The sequence below is a fragment of the Streptomyces atroolivaceus genome, from assembly GCF_000717025.1.
Taxonomy (GTDB): Bacteria; Actinomycetota; Actinomycetes; order Streptomycetales; family Streptomycetaceae; genus Streptomyces; species Streptomyces atroolivaceus.
In genome coordinates, this window is the sequence record NZ_JNXG01000006.1 from 113388 (window position 1) to 129303 (window position 15916).

General features: G+C 71.7%; 12 protein-coding genes and 1 pseudogene. 6 read left to right on the forward strand and 7 right to left on the reverse strand.

Going from position 1 to position 15916, the window contains the following annotated elements:
- The first annotated feature begins 175 nt into the window (after positions 1–175).
- Both OO67_RS35685 and OO67_RS35690 read left to right on the forward strand, forming a co-directional pair.
- On the forward strand, positions 176–610 hold the full coding sequence (locus tag OO67_RS35685; protein ID WP_051709418.1) for a hypothetical protein: 435 nt from the start codon (positions 176–178) through the stop codon (positions 608–610).
- A 38-nt stretch (positions 611–648) separates the two neighbouring features.
- Complete coding sequence (locus tag OO67_RS35690) at positions 649–1125, forward strand: hypothetical protein (RefSeq protein WP_051709420.1); 477 nt, start codon at positions 649–651, stop codon at positions 1123–1125.
- A 190-nt stretch (positions 1126–1315) separates the two neighbouring features.
- Here OO67_RS35690 and OO67_RS39295 read toward each other — a convergent pair.
- A pseudogene (locus tag OO67_RS39295) lies at positions 1316–1949 on the reverse strand (P-type ATPase actuator domain-containing protein); the annotation flags it as partial.
- A 212-nt stretch (positions 1950–2161) separates the two neighbouring features.
- Here OO67_RS39295 and OO67_RS15230 point away from each other — a divergent pair.
- Genes OO67_RS15230 through OO67_RS15245 form a run of 4 tightly spaced genes read left to right on the forward strand, consistent with a single transcriptional unit; the run spans position 2162 to position 7014 of the window.
- Positions 2162–3649 (forward strand): ABC transporter substrate-binding protein, encoded by a 1488-nt coding sequence (locus OO67_RS15230; protein WP_033300556.1) that lies wholly within the window; start codon positions 2162–2164, stop codon positions 3647–3649.
- Positions 3646–5391 (forward strand): ABC transporter permease subunit, encoded by a 1746-nt coding sequence (locus tag OO67_RS15235; protein ID WP_033300557.1) that lies wholly within the window; start codon positions 3646–3648, stop codon positions 5389–5391. The genes OO67_RS15230 and OO67_RS15235 overlap by 4 nt, the downstream gene beginning before the upstream one ends.
- Complete coding sequence (locus OO67_RS15240) at positions 5381–6337, forward strand: ABC transporter ATP-binding protein (RefSeq protein ID WP_033300558.1); 957 nt, start codon at positions 5381–5383, stop codon at positions 6335–6337. Before OO67_RS15235 ends, OO67_RS15240 begins: the two co-directional genes overlap by 11 nt.
- Entirely contained in the window at positions 6334–7014 is a 681-nt protein-coding gene (locus OO67_RS15245; RefSeq protein ID WP_033300559.1) for an ATP-binding cassette domain-containing protein, read from the forward strand. Before OO67_RS15240 ends, OO67_RS15245 begins: the two co-directional genes overlap by 4 nt.
- 493 nt (positions 7015–7507) lie before the next feature.
- Here the strand turns inward: OO67_RS15245 and OO67_RS15250 are convergent, their stop codons facing one another.
- The 6 genes from OO67_RS15250 to OO67_RS15275 all read right to left on the reverse strand — a co-directional run bounded on the left by OO67_RS15250 (position 7508) and on the right by OO67_RS15275 (position 15853).
- Positions 7508–9265, reverse strand: a complete 1758-nt coding sequence (locus OO67_RS15250) for an ABC transporter ATP-binding protein (RefSeq protein ID WP_078597920.1) — start codon at positions 9263–9265, stop codon at positions 7508–7510.
- Entirely contained in the window at positions 9262–11001 is a 1740-nt protein-coding gene (locus OO67_RS15255) for an ABC transporter ATP-binding protein/permease (RefSeq protein WP_033300560.1), read from the reverse strand. The genes OO67_RS15250 and OO67_RS15255 overlap by 4 nt, the downstream gene beginning before the upstream one ends.
- Complete coding sequence (locus tag OO67_RS15260; RefSeq protein WP_244300195.1) at positions 10998–11969, reverse strand: nitroreductase family protein; 972 nt, start codon at positions 11967–11969, stop codon at positions 10998–11000. Before OO67_RS15260 ends, OO67_RS15255 begins: the two co-directional genes overlap by 4 nt.
- Positions 11970–12147: 178 nt before the next feature.
- Positions 12148–13527 carry a YcaO-like family protein gene (locus OO67_RS15265; protein WP_033300563.1) on the reverse strand — a complete coding sequence of 460 codons (1380 nt, stop codon included), beginning with the start codon at positions 13525–13527 and terminating at the stop codon, positions 12148–12150.
- On the reverse strand, positions 13524–15005 hold the full coding sequence (locus tag OO67_RS15270; RefSeq protein ID WP_033300564.1) for a CocE/NonD family hydrolase: 1482 nt from the start codon (positions 15003–15005) through the stop codon (positions 13524–13526). Before OO67_RS15270 ends, OO67_RS15265 begins: the two co-directional genes overlap by 4 nt.
- Entirely contained in the window at positions 15002–15853 is an 852-nt protein-coding gene (locus tag OO67_RS15275; protein ID WP_033300565.1) for a hypothetical protein, read from the reverse strand. Before OO67_RS15275 ends, OO67_RS15270 begins: the two co-directional genes overlap by 4 nt.
- Positions 15854–15916: the final 63 nt, after the last annotated feature.

Genomic DNA, 15916 nt, shown 5'->3' on the forward strand with positions numbered 1-15916 from the left:
TTTGTCGCCTATCCGTGTGTGCATCGGCGAACGTCGGGCCATCCCTTGCCTGGCCCGGGACGGTATTGATCGACTCGCCTCCCCCTGACCGTTCCGTCCTCGGCAAGGGTCTTCCGCAATCCTGGCGTGCCTGCGTGCTGCTCACACTCTTCGCCGACACCAGGAAGGTCAAAGAATGAACTCTTTCCCGAAGCCGGTGATCGATTCGATGGCCGATCGCGCCATGCGCCTGCACCACATGCTGTGGCACACCGCACGTGACGACTGGATGATTTATACCCCGGAGCAGCAGGAGGTGTTCCGCCACCACGGGTGGGAGCCGCCGCGCCCATCCTGGACGGCGCGGGACCCTGTTACGGGGAAGCGTTCCCTCGAAAGGAACAATGGTTCGGGCGAGGACTTTCTTTTCATGCATAGGCAGATGATCGTCGCCGTTGACGAGATCCTTGCCGGTCTGGGCAATCCTCAGCACCCTCGCGTGGCGGGGTGGCCGGTGATCCCTTCTCCGGAGGACACCGAGTACCCGGTCCCACCCTCGTTCGACATCCCGGGTGACAGCCAATTCACCAACGCCATCCTGGAGCCAAGACTCGGGAGTCGTTCAACCTGATTCGCACTGACGAAGCGACGTACACCAATCCGGCACAGTTGCGTGAGAGGACACTCAGCCGCCTCGGCGCCGAGATCGAGTTCGGCATCCACAACAGGATGCATCTGCGCTGGGCAGCCCAGATGCCCGAGTACCGGCCAGGTGGGGACGAATTCAGCGTCGACCCCGTGTGGGACGACGCCGGCTACAACTGGCTCGCCGACACCTACTCCGCCCACGTAAACCCCATTTTCTGGAAACTTCACGGCTGGGTGGACGCCCGGATCGACGACTGGATGGCGGCCAACGAACTGACAGGGCCGGTGCCGTGGAGTTTCGACCCCCCGTGGAGCGGCCCCACGGGTCACGACCCTCACCATCATCCTGTGGCCCGGCTCGTCTCGCAGGCTCGTTCGGGCAACGGCGAGGCCGAAGCTCTCCGGTCGAGTCTTGGCGACATGGAAACCACCGTCGAGCACCTGAAGCGGGCAGGCGTTGGTGAAGCCACCCGCTTCCCCGTTTCCGACGACGTCTGAGCGCCCCGGCACGCAGCCTGGTCGACGGGCGCCCCCTCACGTCAGGCATCCCGCTTCACCACGAGGAAATTGCTGTCCGGCCCACCCAGGCCGGCACCACTTCCGTGGCTTTCGCGCAATCGTGTGGACGACGGCGTGGCCCTTGCCCCGGCCGATCATCCACTTGTTGACCGGCGTCGTGATCACGATAGCCACGGCGACCGCCCAGCAGCGCCGTCCAGAACAGCGCGTCCGACAGATGGGCGTCCATCGCCCCGGGCGTCAGGGCGATGATGCCGTTGTCGACGAATTCCATCACCGCGATCGAGACGGTGTCCGCGGCCACGGCGCCGAATGCGAGCGGGATCAGGAAGACCGCCAGGGTCGCGAGAACCATGCCGAGGCTGTAGCGCTGCTCGACCTTCTCGATGAACAGCTGGGTAGGCACCTTGGTTTCGGAGGCTTCCTCTACCGTGGCCACGATCCGGGCGATCACCGAGTCGGAGGCATCCCGCTCGACCTTGGTCCGAAGGGCGCCGGTCCCGTTCAGTGTGCCGTCGAAGACCTCGTCACCCGGTCTCCTTCGCGACCGGCAGCGGCTCCCCGGTGATGGTGGCCACCAGGTCCTCGGTCGGGACGCTCTCCTCGATCCCGTTATCGGCCAGCAGGGACACGGTGGTGGGGGCGAGGTCGAGCAGCCCGCGGACCGCGTCCCGGGTGCGGGCCGTGGCCAGGGCTTCCAGGGCGCCGGACGTAGCGAAGATGACGATCAGCAGCGCGCCGTCCATCACCTGCCCGATCGATGCCGCGCCGATCGCGGCCACGATCACCAGCAGATCGACATCAGGCTCATCCACGCGCCGATAACGGCCGAGCACCAGATGGGTTCCCCCACACCTACCTGATCCACGAACACCTCACACCGCCCGACGGGGACGCGGGCACCCAGAAATTGCCGCATGGCCGCAGGACCCTGCCCCTTTCCTGAAAACGATTATCATCATGTTACGGTCGTCGCACGCTCAACCATTGACCCGCCCTTTACCCGGAGTGACCCGTGCGCGTGCCGTCCCGCCCCCTGCTCCTCCCCGCGGTCCTCGCCGCCTCCGCCCTGCTCACCGGCTGTTTCGCGTCCACGGAGGCCACCGGCACCGGCGCAGGTGAGCGCCTCCGCGTCGCGATGATGCAGCCACCACGCTCGGGCCTGTCCCCGCTCTCCGACGACGCGTTCAAGCTGTCCCGTTGGTCCACGGCGGAGACGCTCGTGAGACTGAACGCGGACGGCGACGCCGAGCCCGCGCTGGCCACCGGGTGGAAGCAGTCCGGCCGGAGCTGGACCTTCACCCTCCGCAAGGACGTCACTTTCCACGACGGCACCGAGCTGACCGCCGAGGCCGTCGTCCGCTCCCTCGTCAAGGCAACGGATGCCTCCCCCAAGCCCCGCATTCTCGACGGCGTCGAGCTGACCGTGAAGGAAGGGGACCCCGGCACCGTGATCGTCACGACCGCCGAGGAGGATCCCTTGGTCCCGCAGCGGCTCAGCTCCCCTCAGCTATCGATCCTCGCGGCGAAGGCGTACAGGGGGAAGACGGTGAATCCGGTCGGCGCCGGCACCGGCCCCTTCGAGCTGACCAAGGTCAGCGGCACCTCTTCCGCCACCCTTGACCGCTACGACGACTACTGGGGCGGCACGGCCCAGGCTCCCGGCATCGACGTGACGTTCGTGCCCGACGGCACCGCCCGCGCCGCCGCCCTGCGCAGCGGCGAGGCCGACATCGTCGAGGCGGTCCCCGTCTCACAGGCCGCACTGCTGGACAAGGATCTGATCACCGAGGTCCCGATGCCGCGCACCAACACGCTTTACCTCAACACGGAGAAGGGCGCCTTCCAGGACCCGGCGCTGCGGGCGGCGGCCCGAGAGGCGATCGACGCCGAATCGATCGTGAAGGGCGTGTACGAAGGGCGGGCCGACGTGGCCGAGGGGCTGCTCGGGCCCGCGCTGCCCTGGGCGGCCGACCTGCGCGAGCCGGCGCACGGTGCCAAGTCGGGTGATCCGGCGGGCAAGAGCATCACCATCGGTACGTTCACCGACCGGGCGGAACTGCCCGAGGTGGCCGCCGCCCTGCAGCAGCAGCTGCAGAAGGCGGGCTTCCGGGTGAAGCTGGAGGTCCGCGAATACGCCAATATCGAGTCCGACGCCCTGGCGGGCGCGTTCGACGCGTTCATCCTCTCCCGGGCCACCGTCCTCGATTCCGGCGACCCGGCCGCGTACCTGTACAGCGACTTCGCCTCCGACGGTTCGTTCAACATCTCCCAGCTCGCCGATCCGGCCGTGGACAAGGCCCTGAGCAAGGCGGGCGCGACGCCTACCGGTGACACCCGCCGCCGAGCCGTCGTCGATGCCGAGGCCGCCGTACTCGCCACCGACGCGGCCGTGCCGATGCTCCACGAGCGCGTGATCCAGGGCGACGCCGCCGACGTGGTCGGCGCCGCCCACGATCCGCGCGAGCGGGAACTGGTCACGCTTGACACCCACGTCAAGTGAGGCCGACCGCAGCGGGGGTGACCCGCGCCGTCGCCCTCGCCGCCGCACTGGCCGCCGTCGGCCTGCTTCCCTGGCTCTCCGGCCGGGACCCGGCCCTGACCGTGCTGCGCGCGCGGTCCGTCGAACAGGAGCCGACCGAGGAGGCCCTGTCCGCGATCCGCCGTGACCTCGGCCTGGAGGCAGGCCCGCTCTCCCTGCTCGGCGACTGGGCCACCGGGCTCCTGCGCGGCGACCTCGGCACCTCCTGGGTGTCGGGGACGGACATCCTGCCGTCCGTCGCCTCCGGGCTCCAGGTGTCGCTGGGCCTGATGGCCGCAGCGCTGTTGGTGGCGGTGCTGCTGGCCGTGGCCCTGGTGACACCCGTACTGGTGCGGGGGAAAGGGTCGGCGGGGGCGTTCGCCGCCATGGCCGCCGCCGTGCCGGAGTTCCTCCTGGCCACCGTGGCGCTGCTGGTGTGCGGAGTGTGGCTGGGATGGCTGCCGACGTCCGGCTGGCAGGGCCCCGAGTACATGGTCCTGCCCGCACTCGCGCTCGGTGTCCCCGCGGGCGGACTGCTCGGGCGGCTCGTGGCGGACGCGCTGCCCGCCGTACTGGACGAACGGTGGGTGGAGCTGTGGCACGGAGCGGGAGTGAGCCGCACCCGCGTCGCCTTCGCCGCGCTCCGTCGCGTACTGCCTCCGCTGGTACCCCAGTTCGGGATGGTCGCCGTCGGCCTGACAGGCGGCGCGGTCGCGGTGGAAACCGTCTTCGCGGTACCCGGCATCGGACGTACCGCGCTGGGCGCGGCCAAGTCCCAGGACCTGCCGCTGCTCCAGGGCGCCGTCCTCGCTCTGCTCGCCCTTGGCTTGATCACCGGCGCGCTGGCCGCCCTCGTTCGACGCCGGCTGCTGGGTCCCGCCCTGCGTGACGCCGGTCTCTCGCTGCCGCCGGCCCGCCCTGCCCGGGCGCACCCGGCGATCCCGGCCGCCTTCGGCGCCCTCCTGCTGGCCGCGATCGGCTGGGGCCTGCTCCGCGACCCGTACGCGGTCGACACCACGGCTCGGCTGGCCCCGCCCTCCTGGGCGAACCCGATGGGTACCGACGGGCTGGGCCGCGACGTGCTGGCCCGGCTCGGTCACGGGGCCGCCTCCACGGTCGGCACGGCGGCGGCCGTGTGCCTGCTGAGCCTGGTAGTCGCCCTGGCCCTCGGCTTCGTGCCCGGCATTGCGGCGGGCGCTGCGGACATCGCCAACGCGCTGCCGCCGGTGATCGTCGGCATCCTGGTCGCGGCGGCCGCCGGTCCCGGCACCCGCGGTGCGGCCCTCGCGGTCGCGCTGATCTCCTGGCCGCCCCTGGCGGCGCATGCGGCGGCGCTGGTGCAGGAGGTCCGGGCGTCGGCGTTCCTGACCGCCCAACGCGCCATAGGCGCACCGCCGCTGTGGATTCTCACCCGGCACGTCCTGCCGTCCGTCGCCGCCCCGGTCGCCCGCCATGCCCTGCTGCGGCTGCCCGGCATCGCCCTCGCCCTGGCCTCCCTGGGGTTCCTCGGCCTCGGCGCCCAGCCACCCGCCCCCGAGTGGGGTCTTCTCCTCGACGAGTCCCGCGCCTACGTGGAACGCGCCCCTTGGGCGGCCCTCGCGCCGGCCGCCGCACTGGCCCTGCTGGCGGGACTGGCCGTGTCGGGCGCGGCATACGCGCAAGGCCGGGGAGACCGGCGCACAAGCGGCCGCACTGTACGGAAGGAGACCGCCCGTGCCGTCTGAAGCACTGCTGTCGGTCCGTGACCTGCGGATCTCGTTCGGCGAGGTCGAGGCGGTGCGCGGACTGACCTTCGACGTCCGCCCGCACGAGGTGTTCGCCCTCGTCGGTGAGTCGGGGGCGGGCAAGTCCCTCACCGCCCGGGCCTTGCTCGGCATGGCGCCGCGCGACGCGACCGTCGGCGGCAGCGTGCGCCTGCGGGACAACGTCGATCTCGCCGCCGAACGCGGGCGCCGGATCACCCTCGTCCCCCAGGACGCCCTGTCCGCCCTCTCCCCCGTCCACCCTGTCGGCGACCAGCTCGCCGCCGCCGTACGGTCGGTACGGCGCCTGTCCCGCAGGGAGGCGCAGGCCCGGGCCGTGGCGGCACTGGACCGGGTCGGCATCCCGGACGCCGCGCGCCGGGCACGGGCCTACCCCCATGAGTACTCGGGCGGAATGCGACAGCGCGCGGTGATCGCCATGGCAACGGTCAACGAGCCCGACGTCGTCGTCGCGGACGAGCCGACCACAGCACTGGACGAGGAGCGCCGCGAGCAGGTCCTGCGGGTGCTCGCCGAGCAGCGCGAAGCGGTCGGCGCCGCACTGGTCCTCGTCACCCACGACCTGGACGTCGTACGGGACCACGCGGACCGCGTGCTGGTGATGTACGCGGGGCGGGCAGCCGAACTCGGCCCGGTCCGGCAGGTCCTGGGCCGACCACGTGCCCCGTACACGGCTGGCCTGCTGGCCTCGCTCCCGCAGGACGGCCCCCGCCGCCGGCTGCCGGTGCTCGGCGGCACCCCGCCCGCGCCGGACGCCCTCGGTCCGGGCTGCGCCTTCGCGCCGCGCTGCCCGCTGGCGACGGACCCGTGCCACGACCGCGAACCCGCCCTCCAGGCCGTGGACGGCCGCTTGGTCGCCTGCCATCACGCCGCCGACGTGCCCGACCCTCTCCGGAAGTTCGTATGAGCCATCCCCTGCTGGACGTCCGCGACCTCGTCGTCCGCTACGGCCCGGTCACCGCCGTGGACCACCTCTCGTTCTCTGTGGACGCCGGTGAGACCCTCGCTCTCAACGGCCCCTCCGGGTGCGGCAAGTCCTCCACGGCCCTCGCGGTGCTCCAGCTACGCCGGCCCGACGCCGGGGAGGTCCGCTTCGAGGGGCGGGAGCTGACGTACCTGACGGAACGCGAGCTGCGCCCGCTGCGCCCACGCATGCAGCCGGTCTTCCAGGACCCCTACGGCTCCCTCAGCCCCCGCCAACGCATCCGCGACGCGGTGGCCGAGCCCCTGAAGGTGCACGGCAGGTGGAACCCGGCGAACGGACCCGCCCGTGTGACCGAGCTGCTCGACCGGGTCGGCCTCGACCCGTCGTGCGGGGACCGGCGGCCGCACGAACTCTCCGGCGGCCAGTGCCAGCGGGCCGGAATCGCCCGTGCCCTCGCCTCCGATCCGCGGCTGCTCGTCCTCGACGAACCGGTGTCGGCGCTCGACGCCTCCGTGCGGGCCGGCGTGCTGAACCTGCTCGCCGACCTCCAGGACGAGCTGGGCCTCGGTTACCTGTTCATCTGCCACGACCGGGCGGTCGTACGGCACTTCGCGGACCGGGTGATCGAGATGCGGGAGGGGCGCCCCGTCCCCACATGAGGATCGCGTTGAGGCTCATCGGGTGGGCAGCGGTGGCGACGAGCAGGTCGTTGCCCTCTGCGCACACTCCGCCGGGCTTCGAGAAACGCAGCCGGGTCCGCTCGTGCGCAAACAGGGCACGGCGCTCGCACGGCAGCTCTCCGTATCGGCAGGCCTGCTGCAACGCAACCGTCGCAAGGGTCCGCAGCTCTTCGTGACTGCATTCTCGCGTCGGCCTGCCCTGTGTCCCCTCACCATGCGGCAGTCCTTGAGCTATGGCGAGGTCATCGTGCTGCACTCTTCGCCGGGCTTCTCATCACCACGGCGGTGGCCCGAAATGTGATACATGACCCTTTGCCACCCCCGGTTACGCCGACTATGCCTCACCACCATCGTGACCTCGACCGGCCACGCCTGCCGCACAAGCGTGTCTCGAGTCGGTTTACGGCCTGCGCTTCTCAGAAGACCCGCAGGATGTGTGCTGCCTCACCTGGGCCGTCGCACTACCCGACAGTCAGGCCGGGATGTGAACGAGGCTGCGGTTGAGCGCACTTTCGGGGCGTCCGGACAGTTCCTCCCAAGTGCCTTCTTCAGTGACGCGTCCGGCGTCAAGGACCGCGATGCGGTCACACCGGCGGATGGTGGCGCGGCGATGGGCGATGACAACGGTCGTGCGCCCCTCCTGATGCAGCGCCGTGGCGAGTTCGGCGTCACTGGCGTTGTCCAGGTGGGCGGTGGACTCGTCCAGTATCAGGACTCTCGGCTGTGTCAGGAGCGCGCGGGCGAGGGCGATTCGGGCCCGCTGGCCTCCGGAGAGGGTGGCGCCGCGTTCTCCGACCAGGGTGTCCATCGGGGCGATTCGGTCGACGCCGCACAGACGGGCCGTTTCGGCGAGGAGGTCGTCGTCGGCCTCGGGAGCGGTGAGGCGAAGGTTGTCGGCGAGGGTGCCGTGAAAGAGAGGTGTCTCCTGTCCCACGAGCGCGACGGACCGGCGAAGTTCGGCGTCGTCCACCTCTCGTACGTCGATGGGGGCCCCGTCCGCGGGTATCAGCTGTACCGCTCCGGCGGCCGGGTCCCAGAAGCGCGCCAGTATGTGGGCACACGTCGACTTCCCGGCGCCCGAGGCGCCGACCAGGGCAAGTGTCTGCCCGGCTGGAACGGTCAGGTCGACGCCGTCCAGCACGGGACCGCCTCCGTAGTCGAACCTCACCCCGTGCAGCCGGACGCCCAGGGGGCCCGGGGGAAGAGAACGGGGCGAGACCGGCGGCGGAGCGAGGGCTGGAGCCTTGACCGCAGCACCCACGCGGGAGGCGGCAGCACGCAGGGACACGGCCTGGCTCAGGGACCGGGCCGACTCCGCGACGGGGCCAAGGACGGCGAGGGCGAGGGCCATCGCCGCCGGCGCCCACGCCCCGTGCAGCCGCCCCGAGGTCACGGACTGCGCCACTGCGGCCACGACACCGAGCACGGCCACCACAATGAAAAGGTCACGGACCGCGGCGGCCAGGGCCTCCCAGGTGGCTTCGACGCGTTGGGCGTCGCCCACCCGCCGTCCGCGTTCCGCCAGCCGGCTTCGTCGGGCGTCGAGGGCGCCGAAGGCGAGCAGTTCACGCAGTCCGTCGACAGTCTCGACGGCGTCGGCCGACAGCTCGGCGCCGGCCTGCCGCGTGCGGGCACCACGCCTCGCGCGCCCGCGCGCCTCGGCGAACGGTGCTGCGGTGAGCAGCGCTGCGATCGGCAGCACGGCAGCCAGCAGCCACGGCTCCACCGTGGCGAGGACCGCCGTGCCGGCGGTGAAGACCGTTCCCGAAGCGAGGAGCTGGGCGGTGGTGTGGGCGTAGAAGAACTCCAGTGCCTCCACGTCGGCCATGGCGGTGCCGGCGAGATCCCCGCTGCGCCGGCCTGCGACACGGGCGGGCGCACTGCGGGCCAACCCGTCGAAGACGCGAACGCGCAGTGCGGCGAGGACCCTGTAGGCCAGGTCGTGCGAGAGGTCCATCTCACGCCAGGTCATCAGGGTGCGTACGAGGACCAGGGCCACGATCACGCCGACGATGCCGGAGGACGGGGCTCTGCCTTCGATCACGGCCGTCCCCACGGTGTGCGCCGCCAGCGTCAGCAGCGCGACGAGGGAGCCCTGTTCGAGGAGAGCGGCGGCACACGTGCGGACCGTCATGGCCCGGTGCCCGGCAAGGGCGGGAAGCAGTGCGCGAAGCGAACCGCGCTCGGGCACGAATGTGCCGGTGGTCGGGGTGTCCATGGCGTTGCTCATGCGGCGAGTTCCTCAGGGTGGGTGCGCCCGGCCTCGACGAGTCGAGCGTAGACGCCGCCGGCGTCGGCGAGCCCGGCGTGTTCGCCGACGGCTTCGACACGTCCCGCGTCGAGGACGACAATGTGGTCGGCGTGTTGGACGGCAGCCAGCCGGTGGGCGATCACGAGAACGGTCCGGTCGTTTGCGGCATTCACCAGTTCGCGGACGATGTCCGCTTCGCGGCGCTCGTCGACCGAGCTCGTCGCCTCGTCGAGGATGAGCACCCTGGCGTCCGTGAGCAGGGCACGGGCGAGTGCGAGCCGCTGTCGCTGTCCGCCGGAGAGGGTGGCGCCGCGTTCGCCGAGGACGGTGGCGTAGCCGTCGGGAAGGGCTGTGATCTCGTCGTGGATGCCTGCGGTACGCGCCGCCGACGTCACCTCGTCGTCCGTGGCGCCCGGCCGGGCCATGCGCAGGTTGTCGACGATGGTGGCGTGGAAGAGGTACGTCTCCTGCGACACCACGGCGATGCCCTGCCGGAGCGCTTCGAGGGAGTACTGGGTGGCGCTGCGCCCGTCCAGGGTGATCCGGCCTTCGCCAGGGTCGTGGTGACGCAGGAGCAGGGCGAGGAGCGTGGACTTGCCTGCGCCGGACGGGCCGACGATCGCGGTGGTGCGTCCCGCCGATGCGGTGAAGGAGACACCGTGGAGGGCGGGCTCCGGTGCCCCGTCGTAGGTGAACCGCACGTCCTCGAAGCATACTTCCGGGGGTGTCGGCCAGCGCGCGGATGCCGTTCCGGTGTCCCGGACCTCCGGTTCGGCGGTGCGTAGCGCCGCGATCCCGTCCGCGGCCGAGGCGCCCAGGTATCCGGCGTGCCATTCTCGAGCGAGGTCGCGGACCGGCCGAAAGCACTCGGAGGCCAGCAGCAGCACCAGATAGGTGCCGGTTGCCGTGGTGGACCCGCCGACGGCCGACCAGCACGCGAGGAGTGCTGCTGCGGCGGTACCGCCCTGAATGGCGAGGTCGGTGATGCCGGTGTCGACCAGGGAGACGCGCAGTTTCGCGACGGTCGCCCTGTGCAGCGCCGCCGAGCGCTTCTCCAGGCGTGCGCGGGTGCGGCCGACCGCACCCGCGGCCCGCAGTGCGGGCATGCCCTGCAAGGCTTCCAGATAGTCGGCGCCCAGTCCTTCGTATGTGTCCCAGTGCTCCTTGCCGCGGGTGGCCAGGAGCCGGTCCCAGGCGCGCGGCCCGAACAGGGCCAGCAGCAGAGCCGGTACGAGACCGATCAACGCCATCGGTTCCACCACGGCCAGTACGGCGAGCACCAGGGGCGGCACGGTCAGAGTGATCAGAAGCTGGGGCAGGTAGCGCGAGACATAGGCATCGACGCCCTCCACGCCGTCGACGAGGGTGGTGCGGACGGCTCCGGCGCGCGCGGTGGTCAGATGCGCGGGCCCCAGCCGCCCCAGGTGGGCGAGGAGTTCGTCCCGCAGCGCCACTCTCGCCTCCGCTCCGGCGCGGGTGGCGGTGCGCCGCTGCCAGGTGCCGAGTCCGGCCCGGGCGGCCACGACGAACACCACGGTGGTGAGCAGCCACGGTAGCTGTCCCGTGTGACTGCGGGCCAGTCCGGCCAACGCGACGGCCAGCAGCACGGCCTGTGCCAGGTGGGTGAGGGTAACGGCCCCCTGCAGGAGACTGGCGGCGAGCAGGGGCCGCCGCACGCGGCGGGCGGCACGGCGCAGTTCGGGGTGGACGATCATGTGGTGTTCTCCTCGTCTGCGTGGAGGGTGCCGAGGGCCAGTCCGTGGACGATCCAGTCCCGGCCGGGTGTGTCACCGAGCGCGGCGCCGAGGTCCGCCTGTTGCCAGGAGCCGACGGGCCGGGCAGCCACACCGTGGTGTCGGGCGGTGACGTGGGCCAGCTGGACAGCGAAGCCGGCCCGCAGGTGGGTGCGGCGGATGGTCCGCTCGTCGGCGTCCTGAGGACAACCGCGGGCGAGTAGGACGGCACCCGCGTCGGCGATCCATGCCTGGCCGGCGGCCCAGGCCGCGAGCGTGGGGCGGGCTTCCCCTGCGGCGAACCGTCGTAGTGTCGTGCCGTCGGCGCCCAGCTCCATCAGCCCGGGCCGAGGGGTGCCGACGGCCACGCACCAGCGCAGGTCGCTGCCGCCGGCCTTGGTAGCGGTGGCGAGGACCGCCCTCAGCGCATCTGGGGTCGGCGTGCCGGGTAGCGGCGGCGGTGCGCTGCGTCGGGCCAGCAGTTCCTCGGGGGTGGGTACCCTCACCGACGGCGGAGGACACATAGGGTCCCCGGGCCCGGGGGCGGGGAGGGAAGGCGCGATCCGTACGAAGGCGAGCGGTGTCTCCGCGTCTCCGTCCAGGCTGAGTTCGGGTACGGCCATGCCCAGGGCGTGGGCCGCGAGGAACAGCGCGGCGGTGGCGTGCCCGGTGTCGAGGAGCAGCAGCGGCCAGGCGCGATGGCCGTAGTGGGAAATCGTCCGGCGTGCGGTGACGGAGAGTTCGACCCTGATGCCCGGCGGCTCGGTATCGGGTTGCCCGCCGAGACGGTGCGCGTGGTCGCGCAGTGGGTCGTAGCCGTAGCGCCCGGGCGGAAGAGGGCATCCCGTGCCCAGAACGAGTTCGGTGTCGACCGGGTGCAGTGCGCCGGCGGAGGGGACCGGCCGCAGCCGACCGGAGTCGTCCGAGGCACGCAGGGATAGGCGCAGCATGGCCCGCAGGTCGAGATCCGCAGGGCTCGCTTCCGGGATCGTGTGCGGCTGTCCCGGCCAAGCCGGGACAGGTGGTCCCGCAGGTGTGTCGGGGCAGGGGCGTCTCGGGGAGCGGGCGTGGGCGAGAGCAGCGGCGAGGCCCTCCGGGTGGTTCTGATCGAGGTGTTGCACGGGTTCCTCACATGTGGGGCGGGGGCGCCAGTGTGAAGTCGTCCGGTGCGCCCGGCGCTTTCGTCTGCCAGCCCCGTCGCACAGCTGCTTCGGCGAGCCGTGGGCAGCCGAAGTAACCGAAGGCCGCCGGGGCGTTGGGGAGGAGCCCGGACACGAGGACCCGGGCCACCCTCAGAGAGGTCTCGGCCACGTCCTCGGTGGTCAGGTCGAAGGTCATGACGCGATGACCGCCTGCGTGCAGCGCCTTCTCCAGCCGCTCGCGGCTGCCGGGCTCGATCGCGTCGACGGACACGGTCCGGTGGGCGGGTTCGGTGAACCGCCGGGCCTCGGTCGTCATCCGTTCGTCCAGCCATACCTGCACGTGTGCCCCCAGGTCCCGCACGTGTTCGAAGTGCTCGCCGCACGCGTCGAGGTAGCGGCCGTCGGCGCGGTGTTCCAGGTAGAGCCCTCGGGCGAGCAGGCCGGCCTCGACGGCCTGGAAGACCCAGCCGTCGGGGTCGGTCAGCCCCTGTGTGAACACCCATGTATGAACCGCTTCCAGTACCGCTTTGCGAGCGGCCTCGGCGGGGTCGTACTTGCAGGCGAACCCGGCTGCGTACAGACCGAGAGCCGGGTCGTGGACGAGCGCGGCGACGCACGGCGCGAACTCCGACGGCATCTCGACGAGATGGACGTCCAGCGCGGATCCGGCCAGATCGTCCATGAGGCCGGGCACGCTGGCCGGGTCGATGCCGCGAGCCGGCCCGTCGAGGTGCCACCACAGTTCCAGGGCGTCGCGTTCGACCACCTCCAACAGCCCGCGCTCGACGGCGTCGTCGAATCCTTGCCCGGTGGCTATGCCCGCGTAGTTGAGGTGGTGGGTACGCGGCAGCTCCCGCAGGTCACCCTGGCGCCAGTTGAGGTGGGTGAGGGCGACCGGCGCCCAGACCTCCGTCGTCCGTCCGTCCGGCAGTCGCTCGGTGCCGCGGGTCCACAGGGACGGGGTGTCCTCGGCGAGGCGGCGGTAGGGGAACTTCGCCCTCGTGTACTGCCACGGCGCGTACGCGGGCAGGTCATCAGGGCCGTAGAGCCGCAGACCCTGCTGGGCCAGCTCGGCGGCGGTGGCACGCAGGGGGGCGTCGGGGTGGCCGGGCGGCGGCACACGATTGCCGCAGTACCGCTCGATCCCCTCCGCTATCGCAGCAATTCTCGCTTGCTCCGGGTCTCCGAAGGTGGTCCCCAGGGAGACCCGGTCAGCGGGCCACAGGCCCAGCTTTCGGGCGTCGGCTATCTCGGCCGTGAGTGCCGTGTAGCGGGGAGGGGCACCCGCGGGGTGCTCGACGGGCTTGACCTTGCGGACGATGCCGCAGACGGGGTCGACGAGAGCTTCCAGCGGCAGCGCCGTCATCGCAGGATCTCCTCGGTGGGATCGACGGACGGGGGGTGGGACGAAAGAACGTGCAGACTCAGCGTCACACTCGCCGGGTCGACTTCTCGCCGGGAGGCGAGCAGCCTGTCAGCGGTGATCGGGTCGCCCCCGGTGTGGGGGTTGCGAGCATGAGCCGGGAAATGGTGTCCGGCGATTTCGAGCCGCAGCCGCGTGCCGGCCGTCAGCCGACGCGCGAGACGTCCGAGTTCGATGGTGAACTCGTCGCTGTGGCGCGCCATCTCCGCCCGCCGCAGGATGCCTACGGCGAGTGGCTCGGCGGCCCCTTCCTGCGTGAGGGCGACGAGACGGGCGGCCCAGTCGGCGGACGGAGTGTCGGCGGTGGCCCGCAGGTGGATGCGCACGGGTCCAACGGCGTCGAGCGGGCGCGGTAGCGGCGGGGTGACCAGCACACACCGGTCGGGAAAGTCCCCGGTGGGCACGGTGAGGTCGTCGGAGCGGACGGGATGGTCGGGGTCGGCGGTGAAGAGGGAGCCGTGGAGCAGCCGCAGCCGCTGTGTGGTCGGCTCGCCGTGGGTGCCGACGGGCAGCCACAGGTCTCCGCCGCCCAGTGCCACCGCGCCGTGGTGCCCGGGAGCGAGACCGCCGGCCAGGGCGCGGCGGGCCCAACGCACGTACAGCTCACCGAGGCTGACCCGGTGCGCGGGACCTGCGTCGGGTCCGGGCGCGGTGACGAGACCGTGCCCCCACGGGCCCAGGAGCAGGCGGGCCGAAGGCCCACCCCAGGTACTCCACAGCGCGACGGTGTCCTCGGTGAAGTGGTCGTGGTGGCCTCCGACCGTGAGCAGAGGCATGTCGGCATGGGTAGCTCGCGAGGTGAGACGACCGCGATCATCACGCCGCCACAACCCCGCCCAGGAAGGCAGGTTTCGGCCCAGCCGCCCGGGGAGATCGGTGAGCGGCAGGTGGCCGAGCAGGCCGGGGTCCGCTGCCAGGGCCCTTTCCAGCGCGCGTTCGTCGGAGTCCCGCCGGTCCCCGTGGGCGGCCCACCACCCGGCTCGGGTCAGCAGCCGTTCGGCACCGGAGGGTTCGCGGGCCGTCTCTGTGGCACCCAGTGCGGGCACGGCGGCGATAACGGCATTCGGCCGGTCCTCCCTGTGTGCTTCGAGGGCGAGGGAGAGGGCGCAGTAGGCGGCGTAGGAGGCTCCGACGGCGACGTAGCGTCCGTCGCTCCAGGACTGTCGGCGGATCCAACGGGCTGCCGCCACTCCGTCGGCGGCCTCGTTCTCGTACGGGCGCCACTCCCCCGGCGACGCGAATCTGCCCCGCACGTCCTGGACGACGGCGCCGAACCCTCTGCGGGCCCAGCCTCGCGCCTCGGCCAGGTGCCGGGCACGGTCGTACGGAGTACGGATGAGGACGGTGGGAAAGGGACCGGCCCCGTCGGGCAGACGCACGTCAGTGGCGAGGCCATCGACAGTCGCACGGAAGGCCGTCATCTGTCCTTCTTCGGCATGCGTGCGACGTCGGGCACCGGCATGACGGGGTGCTCGGTGACGGTCAGCGTGCGCAGATCCACCTGCCGCAGTCGACGCCGTGCCGGGAAGCCGGCCGTTTCAGGGGTGCCCGTGGCCCACCGGCCGAGGTCGTCGGCGAGCAGGGCCGCGAGCAGTGCGGCGGCGGGCACGGTCAGCCGGACCGGCACACCGGAGGCTCGGGGTCCGCTCCAGTAGGCGGACAGCTCGCGGTGGGCAGGGGTGGCGGCAAGCCGCCGGGCTCGGACATGGGCCGCCGTGACGTCTCCTGGGCTGATGGCGAGGGGTTCGACATACGCCTGCCAGCCCTCATGGTGGCACCGCAACCAGGCCACCCCGTGCTCGGGCAGCCGGTCGGCGGCGTCCCACAGCCCGTCGGGTACGGGCCCGTCGAGACACCACACGACGGCGGCGGGGCCTCCGTCGAGCAGATCCTCGATATCCATGGGCGACAGGTCGGCAGCGGTCGCGGCCGTCGTCCGCGGCTCGGCACCCAGGGAGGCGAGGTGCGCGGCCAGCGGTTCGGTCAGAGCCGCGGCGCCGAGTAGCCGTACGTGCCGCCGGGCAACGGGCCACTTCGGGCGCTCGGGCTCCTCCACGAGATACCCGGCCTCCGCGAAAGCGCGCACGACGCGTCCCAGTTCGGCACCTTTCGGGACTGCGTTGTTGCCGGAGAGCAGGGAGAACAGGGCGTCTTGGTGCACGTCTCGCGTCCGGACACTGAGGAACTCCCCGTCAGCGGTGCGCACGGCGAGATTCCGCCCTGGCACGGCGACAACCTCGACACCGGGTGCGAGCTGGTTGCGGGACACGATGTTCCTCCTGACAACTGAGCACGGGAAGGGGCGTGGGCCCGCCCGGAAGGCAACGGGCGG

Bases quoted from the DNA above. Each gene is read 5' to 3' on its own strand.
- OO67_RS35685 (WP_051709418.1), top strand. From the start codon at position 176: ATGAACTCTTTCCCGAAGCCGGTGATCGATTCGATGGCCGATCGCGCC.
- OO67_RS15245 (WP_033300559.1), top strand. From the start codon at position 6,334: ATGAGCCATCCCCTGCTGGACGTCCGCGACCTCGTCGTCCGCTACGGC.
- OO67_RS15250 (WP_078597920.1), bottom strand. From the start codon at position 9,265: ATGAGCAACGCCATGGACACCCCGACCACCGGCACATTCGTGCCCGAG.
- OO67_RS15255 (WP_033300560.1), bottom strand. From the start codon at position 11,001: ATGATCGTCCACCCCGAACTGCGCCGTGCCGCCCGCCGCGTGCGGCGG.
- OO67_RS15260 (WP_244300195.1), bottom strand. From the start codon at position 11,969: ATGCTGCGCCTATCCCTGCGTGCCTCGGACGACTCCGGTCGGCTGCGG.
- OO67_RS15265 (WP_033300563.1), bottom strand. From the start codon at position 13,527: ATGACGGCGCTGCCGCTGGAAGCTCTCGTCGACCCCGTCTGCGGCATC.
- OO67_RS15270 (WP_033300564.1), bottom strand. From the start codon at position 15,005: ATGACGGCCTTCCGTGCGACTGTCGATGGCCTCGCCACTGACGTGCGT.